Genomic DNA, 21448 nt, shown 5'->3' on the forward strand with positions numbered 1-21448 from the left:
ACGGAGTTCCCACGTGAACCTTGCCTCGAAGCTCAAGGAGCGCGCCGCCGACGGACGGCCGGTGCGCGTCGGCCTCATCGGCGCCGGCAAGTTCGGCTCGATGTTCCTCGCCCAGGTGCGCACCACGGTCGGGCTGCATCTCATGGCGGTTGCCGACCTCTCGGCCGAGCGCGCCCGGAAGGCGATGACGAATACCGGCTGGGATGTGGATGCCGCCGTCACCGCATCGCTCGACGATGCGCGTAGCTCCGGGCGCACCTGCATCACGGAAGACGCGGAAGCGTTGATCAGGGCAGGGGGGCTCGACGTCGTCATCGACGCGACCGGCAATCCGGCCGCCGGCATCCACCATGCGCTCCTCGCCGCCGAGAACGGCCGTCATATGGTGATGGTCAACGTGGAGGCGGATGTGTTGGCCGGTGCCTATCTCGCGGAGCAGTTCCGCAAGGCCGGCCTCGTCTACAGCCTCGCCTACGGCGACCAGCCGGCGCTCGTCTGCGAGATGGTGGATTGGGCCGAGACCTGCGGCTTCAAGGTGGTCGCCGCCGGCAAGGGCACCAAATACATGCCGAGCTATCACCAGTCGACGCCGGATACGGTGTGGACGCATTTCGGCATTACGCCCGAGGCAGCCGCCCTCGGCGGCATGAATCCGCAGATGTTCAATTCCTTTATCGATGGCACCAAATCGTCGATCGAAATGGCGGCGATCTCGAATGCCACCGGTCTCAAGGCGCCGCGCGACGGCCTGATCTTCCCGGCGGCCGGCGCCCATGACCTTCCCTTCGTGCTGCGTCCGAAGACGGACGGCGGCGTGCTGGAAGAGAGCGGCATGGTCGAAGTCGTCACCAGCGTCGAGCGCGACGGGCGCCAAGTCGTCAACGACCTGCGCTGGGGCGTCTATGTGGTCTTCGAGGCCGGCAGCGCCGATGAGCGGGGCGCCTATACGCGGCGCTGCTTCAGCGAATACAATATCACCACGGATCCGACCGGGCGCTATGCCGCGCTCTATCGCACCGTCCACCTCATCGGCCTAGAGCTCGGTGTCAGCGTCGCGGCCGCTGCCCTGCGGGGTGAGGCGACGGGGGCTCCCACGGCCTTCCGGTCGGACGTGGTGGCGGTCGCCAAGAAGGAGCTGACCGCGGGCGAGATGCTCGACGGGGAGGGCGGCTATACCGTCTGGGGCCGCGTGATGCGAGCCGACGATTCCCTCGCCGTTGGTGCCTTGCCGATCGGCCTCGCCCACAAGGTGAAGCTCACCCGGCCGGTTGCACCCGGCGCCGTGGTGCGCTGGGACGACGTCGCCATCGAGGACAGTCAGGCCGTGCGCATCCGCCGGACCATGGAGCAGGCTGCCCAGGCCAAACGGGCCATTGCGGCCGAATAGCTGGAGGTGTCGCGAGGCAGTCATCAGGAACTCTCCGGGAAGGAGGCCGCAAGAAGTTCGTCGGGTCGATCGCGCAGAGCTGCTACAATGCGGCCTTCGCCGCGCGCGACGACCTGAGGATAAAGGCCATGGAGATCAAGAGAGCTGGTTCGCAGCCGTCCGGGAAAGGCCCGGCCGACTGGTTTACCGGATCGGTTCGTATCGACCCGCTCTTTCAGGCTGAGGAGCCGGCGCGCACGGCCGGAAACAGCGTGACGTTCGAGCCGGGCGCCCGCACCGCGTGGCATACCCATCCGCTCGGCCAGACCTTGATCGTCACGGCCGGATCCGGTCGGGTGCAGCGCGAGGGCGGGCCCGTCGAGGCGATTTATCCCGGCGACGTGGTCTGGTTCCCGCCGGGCGAGAAGCATTGGCACGGCGCTTCGCCCACCACGGCGATGACGCATATCGCCATCCAGGAGCAGCTCGACGGCAGGGCCGTCGACTGGCTGGAGAAGGTCACCGACGCCGAATACGGCGCATGACGGGTTGAAGCGCGGGTGCCGCGCTTCTCGACGCATCGGTAGCCACTTCGCGCGGACGCGCTAGCGTCCTTCCAGTTTGGATGTGGGGCCGTCCGCTGGCGCCAGGACCTCCGGCGGCAGCCGGTAAAGCCGCACCGCATTCTGGGCCAGAACCGCCGCGCGATGACTCTCGGGAATGGCCGCGCGCGTCGCGTCGAGCAGGCTGGCGTAGTCCGTCCACATCTTCTCGATGGGGAAGTTCGAGCCCCAAAGGCAGCGCTCGGGACCGAAGATGTCGATGGTCTCGCCGATGACGTCCGCCAGGTGCTGCTGATCGAGACGATGCAGGAACGTGCCGAGGCCGGAGAGCTTCGTGTGAACGTTCGGCTGGTCGGCGAGGCGTTTCATGCCCTCCCGCCAGAGTGCGTGGCCGGCGCGTGAGCGGTCCTCGAGCATGCCGGCATGTTCGAGCACGAAGACGATCTCCGGCAGGGCTCCGGCGAGCCGGGCCCCGCTCGCCATCTGGCCGGCGAAGAGCTGCAACTCGAACAGCCAGCCATGTTCGGCGATGCGCCCGAGATTGTGCCGGAAGACGGGGTCGTCGCAGATGTCGGGCCGCTGCGCGAAGCGGTAGAGCTTGTTCTCGTGCCAGTGGAGCTGCTGGCGCACGCCGCGCATGCGCGGACAGCCCGCCTCGGCGGCGATCACGGCTGCGGCGTTGTCGCTCAGGAAGTCGACGAAGCCGACGATCGCATGCGGCCAGCCCGTGCGCTCGGCCTCGCCCTCGACCCAGGCGACCTCCTCGGCCGCGCGTCCCGGCGCCCAGTTGGTCTGCACATAGACGGAGGCGACGACGCCCGTCCCGTCGATGTCCTCCAGGAATTCCTCGATGGGATAATCGCGCTTGATGCTGTCGTAGGGACCGAAGATGCGGGGCACGGTGGGACCCTGGAGCCAGGGCAGATCGGCCTGGCGCCAGATGTGGTGATGGGCGTCGATCACGCGATCGGTCATGGCAGGCACCTTGCTTTCGACAACTGTCTTACACGAGGTGGTCGAGAATGTCGGGATTGGCGATCAAGGCAGCGGCAGCATCGTGATGCCGGACGACGCCGCTCGCAAGAATGTAGATGCGGTCGGCGACGCTGCAGGTGAGCTTGGCGTTCTGCTCGAAAATCGCGACCGTGAGGCCGCTGCCGCGCAGGCCTCTCAACGCCCGGCCGATCTCGCCGATGACGATGGGGGCGAGCCCGAGCGAGGGCTCGTCGAGGATCAGGAGCTTCGGATCGGGCATCAGGCCGACAGAGATCGCCAGCATCTGCTGCTGGCCGCCGGAGAGCGTGCCGGCCGCCTGCCAGCGGCGTTCCTTGAGGATCGGGAACATGGCGAAGGAGCGCTCGATATTGGCGGCCGTGCGCGCCCGATCGTCGAGCGGATCGCCGCCCATCATGAGATTTTCCTCAACCGACATCGCCGGAAAGAGCCCTCGTCCTTCCGGTACGATGGAGATGCCGGCGCGCACCCGCTCGTGCACGGCGAGCCCGGCGAGGCTTGCCCCGCCGAAGACGATCTGTCCCTCGCGGGGTTTCACGAGCCCGCCGATGGCCTTGACGACCGAGGACTTGCCGGCGCCGTTCGGGCCGACGACGCCGACGATCTCGCCCTCACCAACTGACACCGACAGGCGGTCGACGGCGAGGAAGGGCCCGTAGCGGACGACGAGATTGGCGATCTCAAGCATCGGCGCTCCCGAGATATTGATCGATCACCCGCTGGTCGGCGAGAATCTCACGCGGCGGGCCTTCGGCGAGCTTCTCGCCGGCGATGAGCACGACGACCCGGTCGGCGAGTTCGCGGATCACCTTCATCGTATGCTCGATCAGAAAGATGCTGCTGCGCGCCTTGAGCTCGGCGAGCAGCCGGATCATGGCGCGCACCTCGGTGGCGGAGAGGCCGCCCACCGGCTCGTCCAGCATCAGGAGCTTCGGGCGCTGCACGAGGCGCATGAGGAGTTCGAGGCGGCGCTGCTCGTCGAGCGTCAGCGAGCCCGCCTCCGCCTCCCAGCGGTGGCCGATGGCCAGCCAGTCCACGGTCTCGGCGACCGCATCCGCGTCGAGCGGGTCTCGCGCGTCGACGAGGGCGATGGCGACGTTCTCGCGGACCGACAATTTGCCGAAGACGCGCACGGCTTGATAGGTGCGCGTGAGGCCGGTGTTGGCGATCTGGCTCGGCTTGCGGTTGAGGATGGGATTGCCGTCGAAGCGGACGTCGCCCCGATTGGTCTTGAGATGGCCGGTGATGACATTGACGAAAGTCGTCTTGCCCGAGCCGTTCGGCCCGATCATGCCGAGCGTTTCGCCGGCCTGCTGGCGCACGTCGATGCCCTTCAGCGCGACGACGCCGCCGAAGCGCTTGGTGATGCCCGTGGCTTCGAGGAGATAGCCGCTCATCGCCCCGCCTCCTCGCTGAGCCGTGGCGCGGCGGCCGGCTTGTCGGCGGCGGCGCGTCGGTGGAAGGCGCTCGCGATGCCGCCCGGAATGAGCACGATCACCGCGATGATCAGCAGGCCGTAGAGCACGTCCTTGATCATGTAATAGTCCTGCAGGAGATAGGGCACGGGCGCGAGCAGGACCGCGCCGATCACCGGCCCCCAGATGGTGCCGCGGCCGCCGAAGGCCACCATCAGCCAAATGTTGAGGCTGACGAGGACGTCGAAGCTGCGTGGCGAGATGAAGCCCACATAGGGTGCGTAGAGCGCCCCGCCGACAGCCGCAAAGAGCGAGCCGATGAAGAAGGCCGCGAGCTTCTGCCGGGTGACGTCGATGCCCAGCATTTCGGCCAGCCCGTCGTCGTCGCGGATGGCGACGAGACGCCGGCCGAAATTCGATTGCGTGAGGCCGATCAGGATCAAGACGCCGGCGACCGCGGCGCCCGCAAGCACCAGATCATAGGCGAGGCCGCTCAAGACGCCGCCACCCGGCAGGCTGGGCAGGGGGATCTGCGAAATGCCGGTGTCGCCGTTCGTCAGATTGGAGAAATAGACGAAGGCGAGGGTGATGACCGTCTGGATGACGAGCGAACACAGGGTGAAATAGAAGCCCTTGAGCCGGAGCGAGGGCAGGCCGAGCACCGTGCCGATGACCGACGCGACAACGGCCCCGACAGGCAGCGCAAGCCAAAAGGACCAGCCGCTGCTCGTCAGCGCGACCACCACATAGGCGCTGATGCCTGCAATGCCGGCGAACATGAGCGGCATCAGCCCGGTGAAGCCGTAGAGCAGGTTCATGCCCGAAGCCCACAGCACGTGGATCAGCGTCATCCCCACCACGAAGGCGAAATAGCGCTCATTCGCGAAGACGAGCGGTGCTGCAAAGGCCGCGATCGCGAAGAGCGCCGGCGGCAGAAGGGGCAGGGCGGTCGATCGCTTGGTCATCGCGCGAAGAGCCCGGAGGGTTTGAAGAGAAGGACCACCAGCATCGCGCCGAGATAGGAGAAGGCCGCGATGGTGGGGCTTGCGAAGATGCTGACGATGGCCTGGGTGAAGCCGAACAGCATGCCGACGACGAGCGCCCCGAGCACCGAACCCGGCCCACCGATGATCATGATGGCGAAGGCGGTGACGGCCATGGTCCAGGCCGCCGTCAGGTCGAAGCTGTAGGCGATGGCGAAAAGGATGCCGCCGGCGAAGATCACGGCGTTGCCGAGCACGAAGGACAAGCGATAGATCGCCCGCACGTTGACGCCGCGCAGTGCCGCCGCGTCACGGTTCTGGAAGACCGCGCGCAACGCCCGCCCGTAGCGATGGTAGCGCAGGAGTGCGAAGAGCGCGGCCAGCAGGGCAAGCGCCGCGACGAGAGCGACGAGCCGCGTGTTGGTGATCGGGAACGGCCCGATGAAGGTGATGCCGGGAACGATCGGCGGCAGCTGGAACTGGTCGCTCCACCGGCCGTAGGTGATGGCGAAGATGCCGCTCAGGATCTGCGTGATCCCGAGGCTCAATACGAAATAGGAGATGTTGCGATCCGGCACGTCGTAGAAGCGCCGGATCAGCAGGATCTCCAGGGCGTAGGAGAGCGGCACGCTGATGCCGATAACCAGCACTGCCGCGATCGCCGGATGGATGCCCCAGCTCACGGTGAGCGTCCAGCCGAACAGGGCGGCCAGCAGGAAGAACTGGCCATTGGCCGCATTCGGCATCCAGATGCTGCCGTAGACGATGGTCACGCCCGCCGCGACGAGGGCGAAGATCGCGCCGAGGATCAGCCCCGTCGACAGGGTCGACAGCAGGATGATCAAGGTTGCATTCGACATGGGACATCCCTCGACGCAGCCATGAAAATAGCGACTCAGCGGTAGAGATTTCCGACGATCACTTCACGAGATCGTAGACGGGTATGACTTCCGGATCCCATTCCGTGTAATAGGCCTGTTTCGCCTTGTATGTTTTCGGCTCGACGTCTTCGATCTGCAGGAAGTAGATATATTCCTTGCGTGCGCCGTTCTTGTCGAATTCGATCGGGATGCCCGAGGTCGGCTCCTTCGTCTTGATTGCAGACACGGCCTCGCGGAACTTCTCCCGGTCGTCGGCAGCTTCCGGATTGTTGTCGATGACTTCGCGCACGAGATTGGCCGTCACATAGCAGAAGTTCTCGACGTAAGACGGCGGCCGGCCGTTCTCGGCGGTGAACTTCTCGACGAAGGCGTCGCCTTCGGGCGTCAACTCATCGAGGTTGGAATCGAAGAAGGTGCCGTAATAGGAGCCGGCGCTGCGCTTGCCCCAGTTCAGCACCTGGTTCGTGATGCCATAGGGGTGGATGATCTGCTCGGGCTTGATGCCGATGTCGATGAGCTGGTTCGTCAGCGTATTGTCGAAGCCGCCCGCGCCGATCACCACCACCCAGTCGGGATTGGAGGCGACGACCTGCGCCGCCTGGACGGTCGCGTCATTGGCGCCCTGCGGGAAGACGATCTCGGGCTCGATGGTCAGGCCCGATTTGGGGGCCTGATACTTGAGGCCGGCCGAGATCGCCCGCATCAAGGCATAGTCGGAATAGACCAGCGCAACCTTGGCGCCGGGCTTGCGCTCGGCGATGAATTTGGCGATCGCATAGCCCCAGCCCGCCGCATTCGGCTCCAGCCGGAAGGTATAGCGGGTGCCAGGCTTGGTGAGCTGCGGGAAGGCGGCGACCGGCACGAGATAGGGCAGCTTGTTCTGTTCGGCATAGCCGTAGAGCGCGAGCCCCGTATCGGAGCTCGTGGGACCGGTGACGGCGAGCACCTTGTCCTGCACGTCGAGGCTGCGGGCTGCCGCCACGGCCTGGGCGGGGTTGGTCTGGTTGTCGGTGATGACGAATTCGATGCGCCGCTTGCCCGGCGGGTTCACTATCGGCTCGGCGAGCTTCAAGCCTGCGACGCAGCTCGTGCCGAAGAAGGACCAGGGCCCGGTGAGCTCCGTGACGACGCCGATCTTGACCGGCGGCTTGTCCTGCGCTGCTGCCGCGCCCGCAAGAGCGGCAGAGGCCGCACCAAGAGCAACGCACGCAAGTATCCTGCCTGCTTTCATCAGTTATCCTCCCTTTGTTCTTCTGCCGGCAGGCCGGTTGACCGCCGATAGATGTCTGCGACGGCATCTTGGTGCCGTTCGTTGGGTCGTCTGTGGCCCGCGCGCCCTCAGGCTGCGCGGCGGCCTTGTTCGTCCAGGAGACCGGCCTCGACCAGCGCCCGGCGGATGCGCTCCACCTCCGCCGCCTCGAGCTTGACCAACGGCGGGCGAACGACGGCGCGGGGCAGCCTGCCGAGAAGGACCAGCGCCTCCTTCATGCGATTGTGCATGTCGACGAAGGGTGCCGCGTAGAAAACGCGCGCCAGCGGATCGATGCGGTCGTTGATGGCACGCGCCCGCTCGAGGTCATCGGCCTTCACTGCCGCGAAGAGCTCGGCTTGCAAGCCGGCGATGACGCTGCCGCTGCCAGAGAGCAGGCCGTTGCAGCCCAGCACGAGCGAGGACAGCAGCCAGGCGCTGTGGGTGGTGAGCACATTCACCGGCCGCTCGCGCGCCTGCAGCGTGCGGATCTGCCATTCGTGCAGTGGCACATGGCCGACCCAGTCCTTGATGGCGCGGATGCTCGGCACTGCGTCGAGCAGGTGGATGAGCGTCTCCGGCGGATAGCCCTGGCCGCCCGCCAAGGGATATTGAAAAGCGATGAGGGGAAGGTCCGTCGCATCGGCGATGCGCTTGAAATGCGCGACGACCATCGCCGGCGTCTGGCCGAGCGTGAAGGGCGCCGGCGGAAAAACGAGGAGTGCCGATGCCCCGTCCTTCGCCGCGGCCGCGGCGATGCGGGCCGCCTCCAGGCTGCCGTCGGCCCAGATGCCGTGGACGATCGGCAGCCGGTCGCCGACCTCGTCCATGGTGATTTCCATGACGCGGCGCTGCTCCTCGAAGGTGCAGGAGGCGACCTCGGTGGAGTGGGCGTTGACGGTCAGCGCCGAAATGCCCGGTGTCGCTGCCACATCCCGCAGGTGACTACGGAACGCGGCCTCGTCGATCGAAAGGTCCTCCTGGAAGGGCAACAGGACGGCGGGAATGACCCCGTGAGGCAGGAATTGGGACCGGTCGGGCATGGCTTGATCCTCGGCGCGCATGGGCATCAGATCTGCGGTCGCTGACGGACGCCGACGCGTTCGTCCAACGGCCACATGGTGGCGAGATGGGCGGCGGCCTCGGCGGCGAGCGGCCCGCAGGCTTCGATATCGGCACGGGTCATGCGATTGGTCGGCGCGGCGATGCTGACGGCGCCGACGCATTCGCGCACGCCCGAGAGGCGGGCGGCGACGATCGGTGCCGCGACCGCTCCGACGCCGATCTCGTTTTCCTCATAGGTGACGGCGAAGCCGCGCCGGGCCGATTCCTCGAGCTCGCGGCGCAAGGCCTCCAGGTCCACATTGGTATGCGGGGTCAGCTGCTTGAGCCCGTCCCGCTCGACCAGCGCGCGCGCCTGCTCCCAAGGCAAGGCCATGAGCCAGGCCTTGCCGGTGGCATGCGAATGGAGGCTGACCTCGAAGTTGAAGCTCGGGTCGATGCGCAGCGAACGCTGCATGCCGACCACCGCATAGACCCAGGTAATGCGTTCGTCGGCCTCGACGATCGCGAGGCGGACGAGCTCCTTCGTTCTGTCCGCCACCTTCTCCAGCACCGCCGAGCACTGGCCGATGAGGCCGCTGGTCTGCAACTGCCTGAGGCTCAGATTGGAAACGCGGTAGGTGAGGTGGTAATGCGGCGGCGCGTCCTCGCGCCAGATATAGCCGAGCGCCTCCAGCGTATTGAGCAGCTTGGAGGCGATCGCCTTGTTCACGTCGAGCGCCCGCGCCACGTCCGACAGGCCCATGCCCTCGCGCTCATCCGCCAGGAGCTCCACCAGGCGGAAGGCGCGATCGACCGATATGATCGTCTCCTCGCGGTCGTGCAGGGAGCGGGATGAGGTGAGGCGCGAAACGTTGGACAAAGCCTTCTCCTGATCAGCAGCAACGCCACCGGCTCAAGCCGGCCGCGGCCGCCTCCCGCGCCATCGCCATGGCATCGGGATCCGGCGCCATGAGCATAGCGCAGTGCGGGCAGCCGCCCCAGTCGGAGAAGTCTTCGGTCGCGAAGGGCCGGTCCTTCGGCAGGCCGCGGCGCTTCAGTTCGGCGCGCCGGGCTTGGGTCGCCGGCTGGTCGATGCGGCCCGTCCGCGCGTCGACCACGGCACCGTAGAACTCGCGCGCCGCCTGCTGCGAGACATAGCCCTGGCGCAGGTCGCTTTCGAGATCGTCGAGCTTGCGCTCGAGCGGCGAGCCGAAACCGCCGCCACCGCCCGAACGCACGACATAGACATCGTCGGGCTTGAGCTTCTGCGCCAGGACCTTGCCGGTCGGAAACCGCTCCTCCTCGTTGTCGCGGATGAGCGCCACCTCGTTCCCGAGGGCGCTGAGCCCGCCGAACAGCCCCCATGGGCGGCAGTCGACGCGATCGATCTGGGCATTGAACATGATTTCGCCGCGCGCCCGCACCACCTGTTCGGTGCCGAGCCCGCCGCGGTAGCGGCCGGCCCCGCCCGAGTCCTCGCGCAGGGCATAGCGCTCGACGATGAGCGGATATTTCGCCTCGACCTGCTCGCTCGGCCCATTGTGGGTGTCGCCGTCATTGATGGCGATGGTGGCGCTCATGCCGTCTTCGCCATGCTTGGCGCCCCAGCCACCGCCGATGAGCCCACCGAGGTAAAGATAGAGCTGGCCGTCGCGCGGATGGCGCCCGTTGATGCTGGCGATGACGAGATCGGCATGGTGGCCGGCGATCACGCGCGTCGGCACGGCCGGCGCCAGTGCCTTGAAGATCGTGTCGACGATCGTCATCGGATAGGTCATCCACCAGCGCATCGGCGCCGGGCGTTGGGCGCTCACCACCTTGCCCGGCGGCAGGATGATGTCGAGCGACCGGAAGGTGCCATCGTTGATGGGCAGGTCGAGGCCGGAGGTGAGGCATTTGAAGGCCACCTGAGCGGCCGAGCGGCCGGCGGTCTCGCCGGAATTGTAGAAGCCGCGCACCTGTTCGCTGACCTCGCTCAGGTCGACGGTCATGCGCTCGCCCTCGACCGACACCTTGACGCGGATCGGCACGCGCCGGCCGATCTCGACGCCGTCGTCGTCCATGAAGCTTTCCGCCTCGTAGACGCCGTCCGGGATCTGGGCGACGCTCGCGCGCGCCACGGCTTCCGAATGATCGAAGATGGCCTCGATCGCGGCGAGCACCGCCTCGCGCCCGTTCTTGGCGATGAGCTCAAGAAAGCGCTTCTCGCCGGTGCGCACGGCGGCCACCTGCGCCTTCAGGTCGCCCATGGCACGCTCCGGCAGCCGCACATTCATGCGGATGACCGACAGGATCTCCTCGTTCGGCACGCCGGCGCGCCAGATCTTGACGATGGGGAGCTGCAGCCCCTCCGAATAGATGTCGGTCGTCATGCCGTCGAGCGTGCCGCCGACATCCTGCCAATGCGCCATGCAGGCGGAAAAGCCGACGAGCTCGCCGTCGTGGAAGATCGGGACCGAGAAGGTCATGTGGTTGAGGTGGCTGCCGGTGATATAGGCGTCGTTGGTGAGGAGCACGTCGCCGGGCTCGAGGTTCTCGCGGCCGAAATGCGCCAGCTTGGCCTTGATGGTGTCGCTCATGCCGCGGATGAACATCGGCAGGCCGATACCGATCGACACCGTATTGCCGTCCCGGTCGAAAAGCCCGACGGTAAAGTCGAGCGCCTCGTAGATGATCATGTTGTAGGCGGTGCGCATCAAGTTCGACTTCATCTCCTCGGTCGCGGCGATGAAGCTGTTGCGGATGATCTCGGTCACGACCGGATCGACCGCGCGGTGCTTGTCGGCAGAGGTCGGGTGGTTGTCGGCCATCAGCGGACCTCCAGGGTAATGTCGAGATTGCCGAGCGCATCGACGGCGAGGCGGTCGCCCGGCGGCAGGACGGTGGTCGACGCATATTCCTGGATGAGCGCCGGCCCGGCCAAGGCATGGCCGGCGGCAAGGCGCGCACGGTCATAGACCGGGGTTTCGCGAACCCCGCCGAGCACGCCGAAATCGACCTTGCGAATGCCGATCAGCGCCGCATCGGGATCCGCGCCTCCGCTGCGTGGGATCGACGCGAGCGCGGGCTTGGCGATGCTGCCGATGACGGAGAGCCTGAGGCTCACGATCTCGGCGCTCTCGTCCGGTGAGGAATAGCCGTAGCGTTGAACATGCACGGCGTCGAAGCGCGCCTTGATGCCCTCGATATCGCGGCGGGCGAAGAGCTCCCCCGGGATCTCGACGGTCACCGCATGCTCCTGCCCGACATAGCGCATGTCCGCGGCATGTTTGACGGCAACCTCGATCGGAGCCGCAGCGGCCGCATGGATCTCGGCCCGGCCGCGCGCTTCCATCTCGGCGAAGATCGTGTCGAAGCGCTCGAACGGCGCCTCATTGAGGCGGGCGAACAAGGTGCGGACGAAATCGCGCCGCAAGTCGCTCACCAGCATGCCGTAAGCCGAGAAATGGCCGGGCGCATTGGGGATGATGGCGCGCGGTATCTGCAGTTCGCGCGCGACGAGCACGGCGTGCAGAGGGCCGGCGCCGCCATAGGCGACCATGGCGAAGTCGCGCGCATCGAGTCCGCGGGCGGTGGTCACGCGCTTGACCACATTCGCCATCTGGGTGACGGCGATGCGGATGACGCCGTCGGCAGCTTCCGCCACCGTCAAGCCGAGGGGGCCGGCGACGCGATCCTCCATGGCATGGTGCGCGCCATCGAGGTCGAGCGCCATCTCGCCGCCGAGGAAGAGGTCGGGCGCCAGCCGGCCGAGCAGCAGATTGGCGTCGGTGACCGTCGGCTCGGTGCCACCGCCGCGGTAGCAGACGGGCCCGGGCACGGCGCCGGCGCTCTCCGGCCCGACGCGCAGCGCCCCGCCGGCGACCACCCGCGCGATGCTGCCGCCGCCGGTGCCGACTTCCTCGATGTCGATCATCGGGATCTGCACCGGCAGCCCTTCGGCATAACCGCCGATCATGACCTGGTTGGCGGTCAGCTCCACGCCGTCCAGGATGACGCCTGCCTTGGCGGTGGTGCCGCCCATATCGAAAGCGATGGCGTTCTTCAGGCCCGTCGCGGCGCAGAGCTCGCGCGTGCCGATGACGCCCGCCGCGGGCCCCGATTCCAGCATGCGGATACATTCGCGGCTCGCCTGGTCGGCGTCGTAGAGCCCGCCCGTCGATTGCACGATGAGGAATTTGCCGGCAAAGCCCGCCTCATCCAGGAAGCCCTCGGTCTGCGCGAGATAGCGCTGCACGGTCGGGCCGATGAAGGCATTGGCGGCGACCGTCGAGGTGCGCTCGAACTCGCGGTATTCCTGCGACAACTCGTGCGAAGCGGTGACGAAGACGTCCGGCAGCGCCGCGGCGATGAGGTTCCGCGCCCGGATCTCGTGATCGGGATTGCGATAGGAATGCAGGAACAGGATCGCGACGGCGGTCACGCCCTCCTCGCGCAAGCGCGCGGCGACCGCCTCGATCTCGGCCGTGTCGAGCGGGCGCAGCACCTTGCCCTCGGCGTCGATCCGCTCGTCGATCTCGATGCGCAGGGCGCGCTCGACCAGCGGCCGGTGGCGGCGGAAGAAGAGATTATAGGCCTCGGGGCGGTTGACGCGGCCGATCTCGTAGATGTCGCGGAACCCCTTGGTGGTGACGAGCGCCGTGCGCGCGCCCTTGCGCTCGAGAAGCGCATTGATGGCGACGGTCGTGCCATGCAGGAACAGATGCGCATCGGCAAAGTGCGCGCCGGCCTTGTCCACGCCATTGCTCATGCCCTCGATCAGCTTCGCTGGCGTGGTCAGCGTCTTGCCGAGATGAATGCGGCCGGTACCTTCGTCGAAGACGGCGACGTCGGTGAAGGTGCCGCCGACATCGGCGGCAATGCGCAGGGACGGGGCCATGGTCACGCCGCCTCGTCGCGAACCGGGTTGGTGAGCACGCCGACGCCTTCGACCTCGACCTCGACGACGTCGCCATCCTTCATGAACAGGGGCGGCTTGCGCGCGAAGCCGACGCCCGCCGGCGTGCCGGTGACGAGGATGTCGCCAGCCTCGAGCGTCATCGCTTCGCTGACCTTGGCGATGAGTTCGGCGATCGGGAAAAGGAGATCGTTGGTATTGGCGTCCTGCACGGTCTCGCCATTGAGGCGCGTGCGGATGGTGAGACCCGTTGCGCCAGGTGACAGATCAGCCGCGGGCACGAGGAACGGTCCGAACGGGCCGGTATGGTCGAAGTTCTTGCCCAGCGTCCATTGCGGCCCCTTGAACTGGTAATCGCGGATGGAGCCGTCGTTGAAGAGGGAATAGGCGACGACATGATCGAGCGCTCGCGCCTCGGGAATGGCGCGGCCGCCCTTGCCGATCACGGCGACGAGCTCGCCCTCGAAGTCGAGATGCGTCGAGACGCGCGGGCGGATGATCGGCGCGCCATGGGCGATGAGGCTCGTCGGGACGCGCAGGAAATAGACCGGGTAATCGGGCTTGGCATAGGGGCTCTCGGCCGCGTGATCAGCATAGTTGAGGCCGACGCAGATGATTTTTCCGATGCGAGCGAGCGGCGTGGCGAAGGTGACCGCCGCCGGGTCGAGCTCGGGCCCGGTGCGCAAGGCCTCCTTGGCGCGCGCGGTGAGATCGGGATCGGAGAGAATCGCGAGGGGATCGGCGGGGAGGTTCGCGCCCTCGAGCGTCACCAGCGACCCGTTCCGTGAGCCGGCCAGCGCTCTCGTGCCGTTGTGCTTGATCAAACCCAATCGCAACGTTTCACTCCCTGGTATCTTTGTTAGGTAACGACGTTATCCTCTGGTCGCGCAAGCGTCGTGTCAAGCGGCAATATGCGGCCAAGGGGACTAGGGGGCTGTGAGGATAGACGCTGGACCGCGATTTCCCTCGGGCGCTTGCGTGCTGTGAGGCCGCGACCCTGCGGGCAGGCTCAGACCCTTGAAACGGCCAAAGCAGGGTAGGGCGACAGCGATCATGGTCGCGCTTTCGGCACCCTTATCGCCTCAGCCTTGATCGCCGAAATAGCCGATATCGCGCGTGACCTGTTCGAGGATGCGCATCACCGCCTCCGTTCTCTCCCCATCGGCCGTGATGCGGTCGGCGAGATAGACGCGGCCGATCGCCAGAGGCGGTTCGGTCGCAATGGCGGTGATCGTGCCCGCCGCCTGATAAGCCTCGATCATCCGGGCAGGAAAAACACCAATGCCGATGCCGGCGCCGACCAGTTGGGCCGCCGCATTCACGCTCGTGCAGATGCACAAGGGGCCGGGCTTTCGTCCGGCGCCCGCGAACCACGCGACCGTGTTGCGATACATCGAGGTCGGCGGCGGCGTGGTGATGACGGTGAACCGCGACAGCTCTCTCGGTTTGGCGCCGGCCTTGATGGCGAGCGTGGGCGAGGCCGCCCAGACATTCGGCTGCAGGCCGACCGGCATCAGGCGCAGGTTGCGATGGCCCACCGCGTCCACGAGGACAGCGAGATCGAGGTTGCCGTCGACCAAGTCCTGCTCAAGTGCCGAACTGGTCGTCACGGTCCATTCCGGGCGCAGCAAGGGATATTCGTGGGCGAGGGCCGGGACGAGATGCGGCAGGCAGGCAACCGCGAAACCCTCCGCGAGGCCGATCCGCAGAACGCCGCTGATCGGGCTTTGCGGAGAGGCGCTGCGCATTTGCGCGTAAGCATCAAGCACCAGCTTCGCTTTGCTGAAGAAGCTATGCCCGGCCCGGGTCACGCGCACGCCGCGGCCGTGCCGCTCCAAAACCGGGGAGGCAAGCTCCGCCTCGAGCTGGCGAAGCCTGAGCGATACGGTCGGCTGCGTGACGTTCAGTTGCGCCGCCGCCTTGTGAACCGAGCCGAGCTCCGCGACCCAATAGAAGGCCTCGAGCTGAGCGATCGTGACGCGATTCATCAGGAATTCCTATCATTACGCGAAGAAGCATCTTATTGGACAGGCTTCCCCTATGCATATAGCTGATTGCGCGGTTCACGCTGGAATGGCGCCGACTGAGATCGCGCCGCCGACAAGCATGGGGGGAAGATATGACCTGTCGCCGCGCATGGATTGCGTTGCTGATCTTCTTAGCTGTCATCATCAATTACATGGACCGTATCGCCCTTTCGGTGGCAGCTAAGCCCATCGTGGCGGAGTTCGGCTTTTCTCCTGTCGAGATGGGATATCTATTCTCGGGATTTCTGTGGACTTACGTGGTCTGCCTTATTCCGCTCGGGATGCTCGTCGAGAAGATCGGCGCCAAGCGCATGGTCGGTGGCGGCATTGCGGTCTGGTCGGCGGCCACGGCGGCGACGGCGGCCATGGGCAGCTTCGGTTCCATCCTGGGCGCCCGGCTTGTCATGGGGGCGAGCGAGGCGACTACCTTTCCGGCTTGCGGTCGCGTCATTCGCGACTGGTTTCCCGAGCGGGAGCGGGGTCTGGTCACCACGCTGTTCAACGGCGGGTCCTCGGCCGGGCCGGCGCTCGGCGCCATCATCACCGCGGCGCTCGTGAGCTCATTCGACTGGCGGACGGCCTTCCTCTTCCTCGGCGCCGTTGGCTTCGTGTGGCTCGTGGCTTGGCTCGTCTGGTACGGCCCGCCGGAGAAAGTCCGTTGGCTGCCGGCTGCCGAGAAGGCGAAGATCCTCTCCGAACGCAACGGCAAGGGCGAGGATGCCGCAAAGCAATATCCGCCGCCGTCGTCGCTCGGCTATCTCCTGGCGCAAAGGAGCATCTGGGGGTTGGTCATTACGCAGGCCTGCCTGGTCTATACGGCCTATCTGTTCCTGACGTGGCTTCCGACTTACTTGCAGTCGACCCGTGAACTCTCCACGATGAACACGGGCTATCTGACGGCCATTCCCTATCTGGTGACGATGATCTTCGGATTGGTGATCGCCAGGTTGAGCGACCGCATGCTTTCTTCCGCCGAGATTCAGGCGGGCCGGCGGCGCAACTTCATCGCCGCAATGGCTGCGCTGTCGCTCCTGATCCTGCTCGCGCCGGTCGTCAGCGGCCTCTGGCAACTTCTCGTGGTGCTCACGCTCGTTCTGACCGGCTCCACGACGGGTGCCGGGCTGAATTTCACCCTCGCCAGCGATTTGCTGCGCAATCCGCGTGATGTCTCGCGGGTGATCGCCATCACGGCTTTCGGCGGCAATCTGTTCGGCCTGATCGCGCCGATCATCACCGGCTATGTGGTCTCCGGAACCGGAGGCTACACCTGGGCCTTTCGCATCGCGGCAGCGTTGCTGCTTTGCGGCCTCGTGGCGACGCTGGTCATGACCCGCAAGCCGATCAAGCCCGAGCATGCATGACATCGCGGCGCGGGCCGCGAAATCGACAGGATTGGATCATGGAACATCACTATGCGGGATTGCGCCGCCCGATTACCGATGAGACGCGGGCGGGCGTGATTGCGGATTTTCCCGAAATCGCGTTGATCCCGAGCGAAGCCTTGCGGACAAAGGTCATGGAGGCCTGGAGCTATGCCTTGTGCTGCTCCGACTTTCGGCGGATCACGGATCTCCCTCCCGAAGGCAATCCCGGAGCGCCGGTTCTGCGGCAGGGCACCCAGGCCGATCACGTGCGCGGTGTCGTGCGCTATGCGAAGGCGATCGCCGAGGAGTTCACGCGGTCCTATCCGCAGGTCGACATCGATTGGGATATCCTCATGGCGGGCGCCGTATGCCACGATGTCGGCAAGCCCTATGAGTTCGATCCGGCCAATCGCGCCCGGTGGAGTGCGGCCCCGGCCGACAGCGGCGCGCCGACCTTTCGCCACTCGGTCTTCGGTATGCACGTCTGCCTGACGGTCGGCCTGCCCGAAGAGGTGGCGCATATCGCCGTTGGCCATTCCTTCGAGGGCCAATATATGGGCGTGAGCGCGGAATGCATGATCGTCCGCCAGGCCGACCACGGCTGGTGGCATCTGGCGGGCGCCTTGGGCCTGATCACTCCGGAGACGGTCGGCGCCCTGTCGAGCAATCTGCGAGCCCGCAGCCAGCACGGATCGAACTGAGGCCGTCACCCATGCAGGACCCGCCGCTGTCGATGACAGCGGCGGCGCCGCGCCGATGCTTCCCACGACGCCAATTGTGGCCATGCCGCCCCGGCGGTAAAGAGGGGGGAGGGCTGGGGTGAACGACCGCAATGGGCGAGATGGCGAAGAGGAGGTTCGTTGCCGTTCTGGCCGCGGATGCGGTCGGCTACAGCCACGCGGCCGGAATGGACGAGGCGCTGGCGCTTCGCGCGCTCGCCAACAGCCGCCGCATCATCGATCGGCTCATCTGCAGCCACGGCGGGCGCATTTTCAACACCGCCGGCGACAGTGTGCTCGCCGAGTTTCCCGCAGCGGCTCAGGCGGTCCGATGCGCCTTCACCATCCAGGAGGCGTTGCGCGACAGCGACAGGCCCGTCCTCACCTTCAGGATCGGCATCTCGCATGGCGAGGTCGTCGTGGAGGGTGCCGACCTTCTCGGAACGACAGTGAATATCGCGGCGCGGCTCGAGGCGATGTCTCCGGCCGGCGGGCTCTGCATTACGGGCGCCGTTCACGAGGCGGTCGCCGAAGATATTGGGCACGCGCTCGGGCATGATTGGCAGGACCTCGGCCTGCGCCATCTCAAGAACATCGTCACGCCGGTCCGCGTCTTCCGGGCGGTGCCGGAGGGTGCCGAGGGCGCGCTTCCGGCAGTCGCCGAGGCCAGGCAGCCGCTGATCATCGTGCTGCCCTTCGCCAATCCGGGTGGACGGGCCGAGGAGACCTATCTCAGCGACGGCATCACGGAAGACGTCATCGCCGGGCTGTCGCGCTTCGGCCGGCTTGCCGTGCTCGGCATGGCCTCGTCCAATGCCTATCGCGACCGGTCAGTGGATCTTCCCCGCCTCGTCGCGGAGCTCGGCGTCCATTATGTGGTGCAAGGCAGCGTGCGCCGCGCCGGCGACTTCGTGCGGCTTTCGGTGCAGCTCGTAGACGCGCGATCCGGCCTCGCCCTCTGGGCCGAGCGCTACGACCGCGTGATCGACAGTCTCTTCGCCGCTCAGGACGAAATCTCCGAGACGATCGTTTCGACGCTCGCCGGCCAGCTCGAGGACGAAGCGGCCGCCGCCGCCAGCCGCAAGCGCACGGAGAACATGGAGGCCTATGATTTTCTGTTGCGGGGCATTCATCTGGCGCGGGCGCTGGATCCCGCTTCGGCCGCGGCGGCCGCGGCCATGTTCGAGAAAGCGCTGGCGCTCGATCCCGACTACGCGCTGGCGCTTGCCTGGCTCGCCTTGATGAAGCTGCGCCTGTGGGCATTGGCGCCGGGCGCGCGGGGCGACGACGAAATGCTCGCGCAGGCCCGTCGCGCGCTCGCGCTCGATCCCTCGGAGAGCTGGTGCCACCTCGTCTTCGGCCAGATCACGATGTATCGCGGACAGCTCGCCGAGGCCGAGCAACACCACCGGCGGGCCTATGAGCTCAACCCCTTCGACGCGCATGTGATGGCGTTGCGCGCGCCTCTGGCCGTCTATCTCGGGAGGGCGAAGGAGGGGGAGGGCTGGGCCCGCCGCGCCATGCAGCTCAATCCGCGGCATCCCGACTGGTACGTGACCAATCTCGGGCTCGCGCTCTATGCTCTCGGCCGCTACCAGGAGGCGATTGCCGCCTATAGCAAGGTCGCCGCGCCGCAGGTGGGCATCCTCGCCGGACTTGCGGCAAGCTATGCACGGGCGGGCGACGCGGCAGGCGCGTCGGCCGTGCGGAAACGCCTGCTCGCGCTCGCGCCGGACTTTTCCGCGCAACGCTTCGTCGCGCCCCGGCCGTTCGTTCATGAACACGACCGGGCGCATCTGCTGCAGGGGCTGGCACAGGCCGGCTTGCCCGCCTGAGTTCGTTCATGGCCGGCGCGCCGGGTGCGGGCCTGACGAAGATCTCAACGTGCGGACAGCGTTGCGCGCTCGGCAACGATCAGCAGATCGAGCGGCGCAAAGGGCTTGGACAGAAAGGCAGCCCCCGGAGGAAGCTCCTCGACCGTATCCCCGGAGGTTACGACGGTTCTTATCCAAGGCCAGCGCTGCCTGACCTCCACTGCCAAGTCGAGGCCGTCAATGGTGCCTGGAATATTGGCATTGATGACGAGCAATTCTATCTCGTCTGCATGGTTGCACAAGCAATCCAGGCCTTCTGCAGCAGTTTCCGCTTCGAGGACCGCATAGCCCGACTCTTCGAGAAGGCAGCCTTCGATGTTTCTGAGGTGCTCATCGTCTTCGACGACAAGCACATGCTTGGCAGCCATTCGAGGCTCCTACGGCTTTCATGGGCTCTCATGGGTTCTCCGACCAACAGAGCACATCGCCTTTTGTTCCGGCCGCTGCTGTGGGAGATGTGAGGCCGTCCTGCACTGGCCGTCGAGAATGTCCCGCTCGTCACGCATCCCCGTGTGGCGAGGGCCATTGTCTCCTCGGATGACGCAAGCGCCGTCAAGAGCCTCGCGCTTAACCTTCTTTCAACGTTACTCGGCGATAAAGGTGTCGGAAGCTGAATGCAGCTTTACTGCCGTCAGCGGCAGAAAGTGTCGAACCGGTGAAGTATTGCCGTGAATTTAGACACAATGGGCCGGTATGCGTCTGCGTTCGTGCCATGTAATCCCCACGCGCATTAACCATGATTCCCGTCCGCGTAACTAACGCTTGGTAAATCTGCGTTGACTTGCGGCGAATCTATGGCACGTTACGAGCAGATGCTCTTATGTGGGCATGCGTAAAGGCGTTGGAAGTAGTTGAGTATGCGACGGCGCCATTATCCCTGGCGCATAGTGGAATGGCCCCACTGGCTCGCTGACTATTCATCCTTGGTATCTCTAAGTGTCCGCCTTCGTACCTGCGCGAGGCGCCGCTTACTGTTAGGGGAGCCCTATGAAGACGTCGCTCGGGAATAAACTATACAGCCGTGGTCATGCGGCTCGCCATGCCGGCAACTGGCTTGCAGGTGCCGCTGACCATCGCGGGGTCCGGCGGCGGATCATGGCCGTGCTGCGGCTCGCCCATTCCGTGCTCGGGCTGAAGCGCAACCGATTGGGGCTTGGCTCCCTCGGGATCGGCGGGGCGCTCGCCTCGGCACTTTATGCCTCGGTCGCTTCCATCTCGGCCGTCCTCGCCAGCCTGCGCGCGAGCGCCGCGCCGGGCGCCGCGGCGACGCGGCTGCCCGAGCAGCCCACCTGCACAAATTGCGGGCGCGTGCTCGCGGCCTTCGCCAGCCAGAGGAGGGAGCGTCGCCTCGTCAGGCTGGGTGCCGGCGGGGCTCTGGCAGTGGCGCTGGGCGGGATCGTATGGGCCGTGCCGGCACAGGCGCAGTCGGTGAACTGCACTGCGGCGCCCTACAACATGTATGCCACCACCGCCTCATGCATGGGCTATCAAGCCACGGCCAATGGCAACGGGGCAACCGCGCTGGGTTCCTCTGCGGTGGCCGGTACCGACAGCGCGACGGCGATCGGATTTAACAGCCAGGCATCGGGGGATTCGTCCGTTGCGGTTGGCACGGACACGCAAGCCATCGGCGTAAGTACGACCGTTATCGGGCACGGTTCAGGCGTCGGTTCGACGGCTGCCGGTGCCGGATCCACTGCGGTAGGCGTCGCGGCCGGTTCGTTCGTAAGCGGTGCCCAGAATACGGCCGTCGGAGGTGGCATTCCCAACCAAATGCGAGGTGCAGGTTCTCGCGTATCGGGAACGCGGAACGTGGCCATGGGGACTGGCGATAACACCGTCCCCCTTGGCAACGGTGACACCTTCAACGCCGCCGCAGGCTCCAATGTAACGGGTAACGACAACGTCGCGATCGGCACCAACGCCGGCATAGGCGTTACCGCCAATGCCACGACCTCGATCGGCTACAATGCGAGCGCGACTGCCGCCAACGCCATCGCCATGGGCACGAACGCGCAGGCGACGGCTGAAAACGCTATTGCCATCGGCGGC

General features: G+C 66.2%; 18 protein-coding genes and 1 pseudogene. 6 read left to right on the plus strand and 13 right to left on the minus strand.

The window, feature by feature from the left end; genetic code table 11:
• The first annotated feature begins 13 nt into the window (after positions 1–13).
• Together ACFQU1_RS17460 and ACFQU1_RS17465 are read left to right on the plus strand one after the other, a co-directional pair.
• Entirely contained in the window at positions 14–1387 is a 1374-nt protein-coding gene (locus ACFQU1_RS17460) for an NAD(P)H-dependent oxidoreductase (protein WP_378134928.1), read from the plus strand.
• A gap of 128 nt (positions 1388–1515) precedes the next feature.
• Entirely contained in the window at positions 1516–1911 is a 396-nt protein-coding gene (locus ACFQU1_RS17465; RefSeq protein WP_378134930.1) for a cupin domain-containing protein, read from the plus strand.
• 60 nt (positions 1912–1971) lie between these two features.
• Here ACFQU1_RS17465 and ACFQU1_RS17470 read toward each other — a convergent pair whose 3' ends face one another.
• The 12 genes from ACFQU1_RS17470 to ACFQU1_RS17525 form a co-directional block, all read right to left on the minus strand.
• Positions 1972–2904: an amidohydrolase family protein gene (locus ACFQU1_RS17470; protein WP_378134932.1), complete on the minus strand. Its 933-nt coding sequence runs from the start codon at positions 2902–2904 to the stop codon at positions 1972–1974.
• 28 nt (positions 2905–2932) lie between these two features.
• Positions 2933–3631: an ABC transporter ATP-binding protein gene (locus ACFQU1_RS17475; RefSeq protein ID WP_378134934.1), complete on the minus strand. Its 699-nt coding sequence runs from the start codon at positions 3629–3631 to the stop codon at positions 2933–2935.
• Positions 3624–4340, minus strand: coding sequence for an ABC transporter ATP-binding protein (locus ACFQU1_RS17480; protein WP_378134936.1), 717 nt, complete (start codon positions 4338–4340; stop codon positions 3624–3626). The genes ACFQU1_RS17475 and ACFQU1_RS17480 overlap by 8 nt, the downstream gene beginning before the upstream one ends.
• A complete protein-coding gene (locus ACFQU1_RS17485; protein ID WP_378134938.1) occupies positions 4337–5323 on the minus strand; it encodes a branched-chain amino acid ABC transporter permease in 987 nt (328 codons plus the stop codon). Before ACFQU1_RS17485 ends, ACFQU1_RS17480 begins: the two co-directional genes overlap by 4 nt.
• The gene (locus tag ACFQU1_RS17490; RefSeq protein ID WP_378134940.1) at positions 5320–6201 is read right to left on the minus strand and encodes a branched-chain amino acid ABC transporter permease; all 882 of its coding nucleotides are present in this window, start codon (positions 6199–6201) and stop codon (positions 5320–5322) included. The genes ACFQU1_RS17485 and ACFQU1_RS17490 overlap by 4 nt, the downstream gene beginning before the upstream one ends.
• 58 nt (positions 6202–6259) lie before the next feature.
• Positions 6260–7453: an ABC transporter substrate-binding protein gene (locus ACFQU1_RS17495; protein ID WP_378134942.1), complete on the minus strand. Its 1194-nt coding sequence runs from the start codon at positions 7451–7453 to the stop codon at positions 6260–6262.
• 107 nt (positions 7454–7560) lie between these two features.
• Positions 7561–8514, minus strand: coding sequence for a dihydrodipicolinate synthase family protein (locus ACFQU1_RS17500; protein ID WP_378134944.1), 954 nt, complete (start codon positions 8512–8514; stop codon positions 7561–7563).
• Positions 8515–8540: 26 nt separating this feature from the next.
• Positions 8541–9395 carry an IclR family transcriptional regulator gene (locus tag ACFQU1_RS17505; RefSeq protein WP_378134946.1) on the minus strand — a complete coding sequence of 285 codons (855 nt, stop codon included), beginning with the start codon at positions 9393–9395 and terminating at the stop codon, positions 8541–8543.
• 13 nt (positions 9396–9408) lie between these two features.
• A complete protein-coding gene (locus ACFQU1_RS17510) occupies positions 9409–11325 on the minus strand; it encodes a hydantoinase B/oxoprolinase family protein (RefSeq protein ID WP_378134948.1) in 1917 nt (638 codons plus the stop codon).
• A complete protein-coding gene (locus ACFQU1_RS17515) occupies positions 11325–13394 on the minus strand; it encodes a hydantoinase/oxoprolinase family protein (RefSeq protein WP_378134988.1) in 2070 nt (689 codons plus the stop codon). Before ACFQU1_RS17515 ends, ACFQU1_RS17510 begins: the two co-directional genes overlap by 1 nt.
• Positions 13395–13396: 2 nt before the next feature.
• Positions 13397–14248 carry a fumarylacetoacetate hydrolase family protein gene (locus ACFQU1_RS17520; protein WP_378134950.1) on the minus strand — a complete coding sequence of 284 codons (852 nt, stop codon included), beginning with the start codon at positions 14246–14248 and terminating at the stop codon, positions 13397–13399.
• A 246-nt stretch (positions 14249–14494) separates the two neighbouring features.
• On the minus strand, positions 14495–15400 hold the full coding sequence (locus ACFQU1_RS17525; protein ID WP_378134952.1) for a LysR family transcriptional regulator: 906 nt from the start codon (positions 15398–15400) through the stop codon (positions 14495–14497).
• 131 nt (positions 15401–15531) lie between these two features.
• Here ACFQU1_RS17525 and ACFQU1_RS17530 point away from each other — a divergent pair, with 131 nt between their 5' ends.
• From ACFQU1_RS17530 to ACFQU1_RS17540, 3 genes are all read left to right on the plus strand, one after another.
• On the plus strand, positions 15532–16800 hold the full coding sequence (locus ACFQU1_RS17530; protein WP_378134954.1) for an MFS transporter: 1269 nt from the start codon (positions 15532–15534) through the stop codon (positions 16798–16800).
• A 38-nt stretch (positions 16801–16838) separates the two neighbouring features.
• Positions 16839–17504 (plus strand): HD domain-containing protein, encoded by a 666-nt coding sequence (locus ACFQU1_RS17535; RefSeq protein WP_378134956.1) that lies wholly within the window; start codon positions 16839–16841, stop codon positions 17502–17504.
• Between the two features lie 140 nt (positions 17505–17644).
• Positions 17645–19357, plus strand: coding sequence for an adenylate/guanylate cyclase domain-containing protein (locus tag ACFQU1_RS17540; RefSeq protein ID WP_378134958.1), 1713 nt, complete (start codon positions 17645–17647; stop codon positions 19355–19357).
• A 44-nt stretch (positions 19358–19401) separates the two neighbouring features.
• Here ACFQU1_RS17540 and ACFQU1_RS17545 read toward each other — a convergent pair whose 3' ends face one another.
• Positions 19402–19764 carry a response regulator gene (locus tag ACFQU1_RS17545; protein ID WP_378134960.1) on the minus strand — a complete coding sequence of 121 codons (363 nt, stop codon included), beginning with the start codon at positions 19762–19764 and terminating at the stop codon, positions 19402–19404.
• Positions 19765–20383: 619 nt separating this feature from the next.
• On the opposite strand from ACFQU1_RS17545, the pseudogene ACFQU1_RS17550 reads away from it, so the two are divergent.
• Positions 20384–21448: pseudogene (locus ACFQU1_RS17550) on the plus strand (calcium-binding protein); the annotation flags it as partial.

The sequence above is a fragment of the Chelatococcus sp. GCM10030263 genome (assembly GCF_042666455.1).
In the GTDB taxonomy this organism is placed as follows: domain Bacteria; phylum Pseudomonadota; class Alphaproteobacteria; order Rhizobiales; family Beijerinckiaceae; genus Chelatococcus.

What these genes read in the sequence shown, in the direction of transcription:
- ACFQU1_RS17465 (WP_378134930.1), top strand. Translation starts at nt 1,516, where the DNA reads ATGGAGATCAAGAGAGCTGGTTCGCAGCCGTCCGGGAAAGGCCCGGCC.
- ACFQU1_RS17470 (WP_378134932.1), bottom strand. Translation starts at nt 2,904, where the DNA reads ATGACCGATCGCGTGATCGACGCCCATCACCACATCTGGCGCCAGGCC.
- ACFQU1_RS17475 (WP_378134934.1), bottom strand. Translation starts at nt 3,631, where the DNA reads ATGCTTGAGATCGCCAATCTCGTCGTCCGCTACGGGCCCTTCCTCGCC.
- ACFQU1_RS17480 (WP_378134936.1), bottom strand. Translation starts at nt 4,340, where the DNA reads ATGAGCGGCTATCTCCTCGAAGCCACGGGCATCACCAAGCGCTTCGGC.
- ACFQU1_RS17485 (WP_378134938.1), bottom strand. Translation starts at nt 5,323, where the DNA reads ATGACCAAGCGATCGACCGCCCTGCCCCTTCTGCCGCCGGCGCTCTTC.
- ACFQU1_RS17490 (WP_378134940.1), bottom strand. Translation starts at nt 6,201, where the DNA reads ATGTCGAATGCAACCTTGATCATCCTGCTGTCGACCCTGTCGACGGGG.
- ACFQU1_RS17495 (WP_378134942.1), bottom strand. Translation starts at nt 7,453, where the DNA reads ATGAAAGCAGGCAGGATACTTGCGTGCGTTGCTCTTGGTGCGGCCTCT.
- ACFQU1_RS17500 (WP_378134944.1), bottom strand. Translation starts at nt 8,514, where the DNA reads ATGCCCGACCGGTCCCAATTCCTGCCTCACGGGGTCATTCCCGCCGTC.
- ACFQU1_RS17510 (WP_378134948.1), bottom strand. Translation starts at nt 11,325, where the DNA reads ATGGCCGACAACCACCCGACCTCTGCCGACAAGCACCGCGCGGTCGAT.
- ACFQU1_RS17515 (WP_378134988.1), bottom strand. Translation starts at nt 13,394, where the DNA reads ATGGCCCCGTCCCTGCGCATTGCCGCCGATGTCGGCGGCACCTTCACC.
- ACFQU1_RS17525 (WP_378134952.1), bottom strand. Translation starts at nt 15,400, where the DNA reads ATGAATCGCGTCACGATCGCTCAGCTCGAGGCCTTCTATTGGGTCGCG.
- ACFQU1_RS17530 (WP_378134954.1), top strand. Translation starts at nt 15,532, where the DNA reads ATGACCTGTCGCCGCGCATGGATTGCGTTGCTGATCTTCTTAGCTGTC.
- ACFQU1_RS17535 (WP_378134956.1), top strand. Translation starts at nt 16,839, where the DNA reads ATGGAACATCACTATGCGGGATTGCGCCGCCCGATTACCGATGAGACG.
- ACFQU1_RS17540 (WP_378134958.1), top strand. Translation starts at nt 17,645, where the DNA reads ATGGCGAAGAGGAGGTTCGTTGCCGTTCTGGCCGCGGATGCGGTCGGC.
- ACFQU1_RS17545 (WP_378134960.1), bottom strand. Translation starts at nt 19,764, where the DNA reads ATGGCTGCCAAGCATGTGCTTGTCGTCGAAGACGATGAGCACCTCAGA.